The following is a 7,539-nucleotide window of genomic DNA, read 5'->3' as shown; positions in this document are numbered from 1 at the left end:
TGTCAATGCCAACAAAAAAATCAATCTCTAAATTTTCATTTTGTTTCATAAAAACTTAATTTTTCTGTGACCAGACTTATTGATAACTCCAACATCAAATTTGTCTTTAGACATGTCAATGCCAACAAAAAAATCAATCTCTAAATTTTCATTTTGTTTCATAAAAACTTAATTTTAAAGTGAAAAGAAAAATTGACCTAAGTAAACTCAAATCGACAAAAGCCTTTATAAGATTATCAGCACGAACTGGTTCTAAATAGCTAAATTGGTTTAGATTGAGTGAGGGAGGCAGGGCCTTTATCGAAGGATAGTTTCGGCTTGCAGAGCGGGTAGGTTCACCTGCTTCCCACTTAGGAAAATTTACCGAGATAAATTTATCCTAATTACTCGTATTTTTCAATTCTTTTTTCATCTGCTAAAGTAAAGGTATAGCGGTTTTATGGTTATCTAGTCTAGTCTTTTAGGCTATATAGAATTTTTTGGAAGTCAGCTTTGTACTTAGTTTTAGCTTCAATAGAACCATAACAGAGAACCTTGTAAAATGCATCTTTTGTCTCTGCAATACCAATAAAATAATAAATTTCTATTTTTGAATCCTTATCATAATATGAAGCGTCACACTCCATAAACTTAACATTTCCTATTGTTTGAGATTTAGCTTCTGAAATTGTACGTTTTTTTTCTCCTACTAAGAAGCCACCTATAAAATTGTCATAAAAATCCTTTATTGATGAAAATATCATTTCTGCAAGTGCTAATTCTTCTTTATTATCCTCAATTACAAAACCAGCAATGTCCTTAACTGAATTTTTAAATTGAATAACAGCGGCATCGTTTAGTCCTGTCGTTTTACTCATATAGTCAGGCAAACTCACATAAAAAACATGTCCTGCTTTATGCTCTTTAAAAGCAGTTTGAGCAAATGTCATTGTGGTCATTAAAACCAAGGTCATTGCGTAAATTAGATTTCTTTTTTTCATTGCTACATTTATTTAATTGTTAAAAATTATATTTATAAACAGTGTTTTGTTGTCATTTTTCAAACTTGCTGCTAATGTCAAGTACTGACGATGTGCTGACGATAGGAAGCATATCCGTTCAGTACATTGTTGTCCGAAGTATTTTAATTTCTTAACATTTCAATTATTTTATTATACGGATTTTCCCATTTTATATCATAACTTACGTATTCTTCTTTTATTAAACTCATTAAGTTTATTGCATCTTCCTTCTTACCGATTTTCTTTAATATAAAAGACTTAATGTAATTTTGATTACTATGTCCCCATTTATATCTTCTCCCAAAATCTTGTTGAAAGTGTATTTTATCAAGTAAATCTTGGAATTCTATATCTTTTAAAAACCAATTATTAATAGAATGTGTACAATCATTCCATAGATCATTGAATGTTTGATTGAACTCTGTTAAACCCCATTGCGAAACCATACCTTTATCCCTAAATTTAGTGTATGGTGTTCCAGAATATGTAATAAGATTTAGAGGTTCATCAAATAAGTGTAAATAGATACTTTTAACTGTTCTATGATGTTTTATAGTTTTTGCATTTGAAATAGTTGGAATAAAATGAAAGCAATATCCCCAATTAAATGTTCCTGACTCTCCTTTTAATCTATCATATTTGAAAACCTTTCTTATGCCGTTTTTATCAAAATCACTAAACCAAAGATAATTGCCATCATAATTGATTAAACCAAAATCCTTAAGGTTTTTCCCTAAGTTCTTATTTAATTCCAATTTTAGAATTTCGGTTGTTAAAGGATTCTCTCTCATATGTTCAATTTTATTTCAGACAACGAGTATGTTTACGAAACCCATTTTCGGAGTTTCGTAAATATCTTTATTGAATTTTCGTTATTATTTTTGTTAATTTGCTAATAGTGAGGTTGTTGTGAAAGTTAGGGAGTTTCGGTAATATTTTCATCTGAATGTATGTATTTTGATTTTATGTTTTCATATCAAATATATTGTTCGAAGTTCTGCTTTCCAAGTATTTATTTGAGTTTTGAGATATATTTTCCAAGACACACAATTTGGTTATTTATGGTATTTAAAAAGATTTAGGTTATGGTAATCTTATGAGCCGGAACCCAATTTTTCCAACTATGCGTTCCGATTTGCGGCAGGGATAGTAGCGGAGCTCTCCCGACCTTAGGAGGGAAGCGGGAGCGGATAGCCCGGTTTCGGTTTTACCGAAAGCCGCCCTGATTTTATTTCTGCTATTGGTGTTGGTTTAAGTATTGGTTTTGAGTCGTTTATGGGTAATTTCCTGCTGTGGAATGTGGTAATTTAAAGACAAATGACAAAGAAGTTTGTGACGAAATCTTCATGTTTCGATTAATAAATGGTTAGTAAATGAGGCTCCAGGTTACGATTGTGTAAACAAAATCATCCGCAACATTGAGTTAATATTAGATGCAGACTTTTGCGGCGTGAATTTTTTACTTAACCCCAAAATGTCTTCATTTATGAAAAAAAGACTTTTACACTTTTTCAATTTCCAAACTTTAAAATTGTCACTGGCCTTGATGCTTTGTTCGTTGGCATCTTTCGCTCAAATTGCCGTTTCGGGTAGCGTGAAAGACCAAAAAAACGAGGCCATACCAGGAGTGAGTCTTCTTATCAAAGGTTCTGGAAACGGTACTACTACAGATGCAAGCGGTGCATTCAAAATCACGGTTCCAAACAAAAGCAGTGTGTTGGTATTGTCTTCGATTGGCTTTGAAAGCCAAGAGATTGTGGTGGATAACAAAACGCTATTCGATATTCAGTTGGTTGAAGACACGAAGTCTTTGAGCGAAGTGGTGGTGACGGCCCTTGGTATCAAAAAAGATGTTCGTAGAATTGGTGTGGCTATTCAGTCGGTTGACGGTGCTTCGGTTATAAAGGCACGTGAGCCAAACGCCATTAATGCTTTGGCTGGTAAGGTGGCAGGTCTGACGGTGGGTATCCAACAGGAAATGCTTCGCAAACCTAATATTTCGTTAAGAGGAAACACGGAGATTCTTTATGTGGTAGATGGTGTGCCTATCAACTCAGACACTTGGAATATCAGCCCAGATGACATAGAGTCGTATTCGGTTTTGAAAGGTGCTTCGGCATCGGCACTTTATGGATTTCGTGGCAAAAACGGTGCAATCTTGATAACCACCAAGCGTGGAACCAAAGATAAGAGGGGTTTTTCGGTGGATGTGAACTCATCTACTATGTTTGATAATGGTTTTTATGCTATTCCAAAAGTACAGGACGAGTACGGTCCTGGTGACCACGGTCGTTATGCCTTTGGTGATGGAAAAGGTGGCGGTCTAAACGACGGAGATTATGATGGTGGCTGGGGACCGAGATTTGAAGGACAGCTTATTCCTCAATATGACAGCCCGATAGATCCTCTTACGGGCAAAAGAACTTCTACGCCATGGGTGGCAAGAGGTAAAGATAACTTAGAGCGTTTCTTACAAACAGGTGTATTGTCAACCAACAATGTGGCTGTTTCGGCATCTGGCGAAAAGTATAATTTGCGTTTTTCTACTTCTCAAACTTCTCAGAAGGGAATTGTGCCAAATACGAAGCTAAACATTACGAACTTCAATTTGGCCTCTGATTATAAGTTTTCTAATAAGCTTTCTTTTAATTCGAACTTACAGTATAACCGTCAGTACACGCCTAATATTCCGGATATCAACTACGGTCCAAACTCTATCATCTATAACATGACCCTGTGGGCAGGAGCAGACTGGGACGTGGACGATATGAAAAACTACTGGCAGCCAGGCAAGGAGGGTATTCAACAAATATATGCTGAGTACCAACGTTACAACAACCCTTATTTTATGTCTTATGAGTGGTTGAGAGGTCACCAAAAATCTGATATCATTGGTCAAGTGGGTATGACATACAAAATCAATGATTTCTTAGAGGCCATGGTGCGTTCGCAAGTGACCACTTGGAGTTTATTCAGAAGCGAAAAAATGCCGTATTCTGCGGGTTCTTATGGCCGTGACGAGCGTCGTGGAGATTACAGAGAAGACCGTCGTAATTTGTTCGAAAACAACACCGATATTTTGGTGAAATTCGACAAAGATTTGTTTTCAGGTTTTAATGCCAAAATTTGGGCCGGTGGTAATATCCGAACCTTTGAATACAATTCTCAGTATGGTTCTACAGACTATTTGAACGTACCAGGACTTTACAATTTCAATAATTCATCTAATCCAGTTCGTACAGCCAATTTTGTGTCTGATATGCGTGTGAATTCTGCCTATTATTCAGCTGATTTTACTTACAAAAACTTATTGACACTCTCTACTACTGGTCGTGTAGACAAGCTTTCTACATTACCAGCGGGCAACAATACCTTCTTTTACCCATCTGTGTCACTTTCAACAGTAGTTTCTGACTACGTTAGCATGCCTGAGGTGATTTCATTCTTAAAGTTAAGAGCATCCTACGCCAATGTGAAAGATGGTTTAACGCGTTCTACCATAGGTACTACACCAGGTTTGACGGGCAACGGTAACCCAATAGGTTATGGAGACCAATATTTTTCTCCTTACGATGGTCCAAGTTATTTGAATTCAGCAGTGTATTCTACGCCTTTTGCTTACAACAACCAACCTGCGGCCTACTTTAGTACAGCCTTGAACAATCCTGACTTACAGCCAAGTTCTACTTCGCAGTCAGAGATAGGTCTTGACTTGAGAGTATTAAAAAATCGTTTAGGATTTGACCTTACCTATTTTATCTCTGATGAAGGCCCAAGGATTTTCTCTTTACCAATATCTACCGCCACAGGATACGCCACGGCATTGGTAAATGGTATCAAAACACAAAAAACAGGATGGGAGTTGGCGGTTACTGGTTCGCCAGTAAAAACCAATAACTTCGGCTGGGATATTGTGGCTAATTATTCTACTTTCAAAGAGGTTCTTACAGAGATATACCCTGGTGTTGATAATTTGAACGTATTCTTTAAAGTAGGCGATAGATTGGATAAATTCTATGGACGTGCTTTTGCTAAAACTCCAGACGGACAGATAATCAACGATGCCTCGGGTCGTCCTATCTATAATCCTATCAATCAGTATTTAGGAAATATCAATCCTGACTTCGTTTTTGGTATAAACAACAAGTTTAACTACAAAAACATCAATTTCAGTTTCCAGTTTGATGGAAGAATCGGCGGTGTTATTTCAAACTACATTCAGCGTCAGACTTACCGTGGTGGTCGTCACATAGGTACTACAACGGGTGAGTTTGCTGAGGCTCGTTTGCAAGACTACAAAGGTGTAAAAGCATATGTGGGCCCAGGTGTGGTGGTTTCTAACAACGTGGCTTTGAAGTTTGATATTGATGGTAACATTACCAACTACAGCGAGCTACAATATACGCCAAATACCACTAAGCAGTTTGTTCAGGACTACGTAAGTCGTTATTACAACTCTGACGAAGGTAACCTTATGAGCCGTTCGTTCGGAATGTTACGTGAGGCGGTTGTAGGATATACGCTTCCTGATAGATGGTTTGGAAAGAAAATAAGCAATGCTTCGGTTTCATTTGTTGGAAGAAACTTGTTCTATTTTGCTGAGAAAAAAGACATAGATCTAAACCAATACATTGGTGATGGTGGATCGGGTTTACAGTCGCCTTCAACTAGACGATATGGTATCAACCTAAACTTTACATTCTAAGTTAAACTAATTAATTCCAGAAAATCTTCAGAACTGCATTGTGCTTTGTGTTTATGTCTCTACAAGGCCAATGTAAATGAAGTTTAAAACTCGATAAAAAATGAAAATAAATAAAATATTCACTTTGATTTTCGCCATTGCTGCTTTTACAATGGGTAGTTGCGAAAGAACTTTCGAAGATCTCGAAAAAAACCCTAACAGTGCCGTTAATGCTCCTGCGTCTTTAGTAATACAGGGTGTTGAGTCTGATTTGTTCAACAACAACGGCCGCCCGTTTGGTGCCGAAATGCGTTGGAATCAGTTCTATTGTTCTAACTATAATTATTATGCTACCAACGAATACACGTGGACTTCGGGTGTAAACCATTACAATACCCTTAAAAACGTTATTAAAATGGAGGAGGAAGCTAAGAGAGCTGGTCTGGCGGACGTAAACGGATACAGTGCCTTGGGTAAGTTTTTTCGTGCATTTTTGTATTATGAAATGACCACCCGCATGGGAGATTTGCCATTGAGCGAGGCTCTTAAGGGATTAGAGAATAGCAAGCCGAAGTATGATTCTCAAAAAGCTGTATTTGTTCAGATTTTAAAATGGTTAGAGGAGTCGAACACGGATATGGCTGCTTTGATTACAAAAGGCGAGACCTCTGTGGCAGGTGATTTCTACTTTGGTGGTGATATACGTAAATGGCAAAAAGTGGTCAATGCCTATAAATTAAGAATGTTGGTGTCATTGTCTAAAAAGGATACAGATGCAGACTTAGGAGTGAAGGCCAAATTTGCTGAAATGATGGCTAACCCTGCAAAATTCCCTTTGATGACTTCGGTTTCAGAAAGTATGCAATACACTTACAATAACTTCAATAAATATCCTTCAAATCCTGATAATTTTGGTTTTGATGCTACTCGCCAGAATATGTCAAAGGCCTATGTTGAGCCTTTGTCGTTGATGAATGACCCACGAGTGATGGTTACAAGCGAGCCAGCGGGTTCGGAACTTAAAGCGGGTAAAAAACCATCTGATTTCAGTGCTTATGTAGGTGCTTCGTCTGCTGAAGACCTTACAGATATGTCTGAAAAGGCCGGCCGTAGCAATGGCTCTGGTTTTGCTCCTGGTGTGTATTCGTTCCAAAATCGTTTTAGATATTACCGCAACTACACTGCTGAAACTACCTTTATTGTGGGTTATCCAGAGATGTGTTTTAACATTGCCGAGGCTTATCACTTAGGTTGGGGTACTGGCGATGCCGAGGCCTGGTACAAAAAAGGTATTCAGGGGTCAATGGATTTCTATGGCGTGAAAAATGGTACAAATACCATGACATATTCAAAAACAGGTGGTCGTGATGCAGCCGATTTGGCGACCTTCAACATCGACTTTGATTTCGAAAAGTATTATGCCCAAGATATGGTAAAATATGCCGGAAAAACAAGTAAAGGTCAGGAGCAAATAGTTACCCATAAATACCTGGCTTTCTTTATGAACTCAGGTATGGAAGCGTATTTCAATTGGAGACGCACTGGCTTCCCGAAATTTTATGCTGGTGTAGGAAATGGCAACTCTAACCGCATAGCTGTTAGATGGCAGTACCCACTTTCGGAGCGTGCTACCAATGAAGCCAATTATAAGGCCGCCATTGCGAGTCAGTTTGGTGGAAAGGATGATATCAACGACATGCTCTGGATTGTAAAATAATTTCGTCGTCATAGATTTAGGTTTAAAAAGTTAAAAATGAATGATTCTGAGAAAACGGGGCAATTGCTCCGTTTTTCTTATGAATGGACTGTTTTCATACTAATTAAACGCAAAGGTCACAAAAAGAAATGCACGCA

At 37.6% G+C, this 7,539-nt stretch carries 4 protein-coding genes; 2 read left to right on the top strand and 2 right to left on the bottom strand.

What is annotated here, in order from left to right:
- Positions 1–452 precede the first annotated feature (452 nt).
- Both EGI31_RS05095 and EGI31_RS05090 read right to left on the bottom strand, forming a co-directional pair.
- The gene (locus EGI31_RS05095) at positions 453–980 is read right to left on the bottom strand and encodes a hypothetical protein (protein ID WP_255036092.1); all 528 of its coding nucleotides are present in this window, start codon (positions 978–980) and stop codon (positions 453–455) included.
- Positions 981–1,123: 143 nt separating this feature from the next.
- Positions 1,124–1,792, bottom strand: a complete 669-nt coding sequence (locus tag EGI31_RS05090) for a hypothetical protein (RefSeq protein ID WP_255036091.1) — start codon at positions 1,790–1,792, stop codon at positions 1,124–1,126.
- A gap of 695 nt (positions 1,793–2,487) precedes the next feature.
- Between EGI31_RS05090 and EGI31_RS05085 the strand changes: the two genes are divergently transcribed.
- Complete coding sequence (locus tag EGI31_RS05085) at positions 2,488–5,706, top strand: SusC/RagA family TonB-linked outer membrane protein (RefSeq protein ID WP_255036090.1); 3,219 nt, start codon at positions 2,488–2,490, stop codon at positions 5,704–5,706.
- Positions 5,707–5,806: 100 nt separating this feature from the next.
- Positions 5,807–7,402 (top strand): SusD/RagB family nutrient-binding outer membrane lipoprotein, encoded by a 1,596-nt coding sequence (locus tag EGI31_RS05080; protein ID WP_255036089.1) that lies wholly within the window; start codon positions 5,807–5,809, stop codon positions 7,400–7,402.
- Positions 7,403–7,539: the final 137 nt, after the last annotated feature.

The sequence above is a fragment of the Lacihabitans soyangensis genome, assembly GCF_024343775.1.
Classification (GTDB): Bacteria; Bacteroidota; Bacteroidia; order Cytophagales; family Spirosomataceae; genus Leadbetterella; species Leadbetterella soyangensis.
This window is presented reverse-complemented; position numbering and strand designations above follow the sequence as displayed.